Here is a 1,635-nt window from a genome sequence, read left to right as displayed (position 1 = left end):
AGAAGGGTTCTCGAAACCGAGTGTGGGGGCTGGGTTTGTGCTGGTCAGGCATAGTGCTGGGGTGGGTGAGGTAGATCCGGTGCGTCCGTGGAGGTGGCGTGCTGGAGGTGCGTGATGGCGTCGGTGCTGGGGCGGCTGGAGGCGCGGGAGTGTGCGGCCCGGAAGCGGGTGGAGGAGTTGCAGGCCGAGCTGGAGGCGGCGCAGTCGGAGTGGGACGAGTGGCTGATCGCCCGTAGGCGGGTCGGCGAGGTGTGGGACGACCGGGGTGAAACCGCAGGCCAGGAGGGTGAGGCGGGGAAGACGCAGGGCGGGAACGAAGCCACGGCGCCGACGGCGGCGAGGCCCGGGTCGGTTGTTCCTCTCTGGCGGGAGGGGCTGTCAGCCGAGGCTCTGGCGCCGGAGTATCAGCAGGTCATGGGCCTGCTGGCCGAACGCCGTGCCACTGGCGGCCGGCCACTGAACTGCCGTGAGATCACTGCCTTGTTGGGGCTGGAGGTGGTTCCGGCGAAGACCGAGGGCGTGCGGTGCAAACTCAAGCGGCTCGTTGCGCGGGGATGGGCACACGAGCCGGTGCCGGGCCGGTTCGTCTGCGGCGGCGGCCGAGACGGCGGGTCATGACCATGGTCATCGACCACAGGATCATCGCCTCCGACGACGCGGGCAGCCGTTCGTAGTCGCGGGCGAGACGCCGGGAGCGGGTGAGCCAGGCGAAGGTCCGCTCGACGATCCACCGTTTGGGCAGCACGACGAAGCCTTGCCGGTCGTCGCTGCGGCGGATAACGGTCAGTATCAGGTTCAAGGCCACCGCGCACCAGCCCACCAGCATGCCGGTGTATCCGCTGTCCGCCCACACGCGCCGAAGCCGGTGGTGCCGGCTTGCTGCCCGGGCGAGGAGGTCCTGGGCGGCGTCCCGGTCCCCTGTCGAGGCGGGGGTGACCATGACCGCCAGGATCAGGCCGAGGGTGTCCACCACGATGTGCCGCTTACGGCCCTTGATTTTCTTTCCGCCGTCATAACCGCTGGTCGCGGCCTCGACCGTCGACGTGCCCTTCGCGGACTGCGAGTCGATCACCCCCGCCGTCGGCTCCGCATCCCGGCCCTGCGCTTCACGGGCCGCGGCACGGAGCCGGTCGTGGAACTCGCCGGTCAGCCCCTGCTTACGCCAGCGGGTGAAGAACCGATGCACCGCCTTCCAGGGCGGGTAATCCGCAGGCAGTGCAGGCCACTTCACGCCGTTGTCCACCACATACCGGATCGCGTCGAGTATGTCCCGGTGGCAGTACTCCTCCGGCCGTCCACCCCGGCCCTCGCCCCACGCCGGCACCGGAACCATTTCGCGGACCGCGGCCCACTCCGTGTCCGTCATGTCGGTCGGATAGCAGTGCCCGCCGCTCGGATTGTCCGCCGCGTTCCCGTACGTGTGGGCGAAGCAGTCGCACGTCCGCGTGTCCGGAATGGACTCTTTCGCGGCAGACCGATACAACTGCGGCAACAGGGCCTCCCGGTGAGCAGTGGCGTAGACACCCTCTGACCTACCGAGAGGCCCTGCCTTCATGCCCCCGCGCGGCCACAATCACCTGAACAGCACACCCGTACGGAACCCCCAGCTCCACACTCGGTTTCGAGAAGCCCTCT

General features: G+C 69.0%; 2 protein-coding genes. One reads left to right on the top strand and one right to left on the bottom strand.

Annotated elements, in window-relative coordinates:
* The first annotated feature begins 114 nt into the window (after positions 1-114).
* Positions 115-618: a hypothetical protein gene (locus tag IE239_RS41345; RefSeq protein WP_190154587.1), complete on the top strand. Its 504-nt coding sequence runs from the start codon at positions 115-117 to the stop codon at positions 616-618.
* Here IE239_RS41345 and IE239_RS41340 read toward each other — a convergent pair.
* Positions 533-1,366: an IS5 family transposase gene (locus IE239_RS41340; protein WP_190154586.1), complete on the bottom strand. Its 834-nt coding sequence runs from the start codon at positions 1,364-1,366 to the stop codon at positions 533-535. The two genes, IE239_RS41345 and IE239_RS41340, sit on opposite strands and share 86 nt — an antisense overlap.
* Positions 1,367-1,635: the final 269 nt, after the last annotated feature.

The sequence above is a fragment of the Streptomyces humidus genome (genome assembly GCF_014649655.1).
Lineage (GTDB): Bacteria > Actinomycetota > Actinomycetes > Streptomycetales > Streptomycetaceae > Streptomyces > Streptomyces humidus.
Note: the sequence above shows the minus strand (reverse complement) of the source record. Positions and strands in the feature narration are given on the sequence as shown.

Bases quoted from the DNA above. Each gene is read 5' to 3' on its own strand.
- IE239_RS41345 (WP_190154587.1), top strand. From the start codon at position 115: ATGGCGTCGGTGCTGGGGCGGCTGGAGGCGCGGGAGTGTGCGGCCCGG.
- IE239_RS41340 (WP_190154586.1), bottom strand. From the start codon at position 1,366: ATGACGGACACGGAGTGGGCCGCGGTCCGCGAAATGGTTCCGGTGCCG.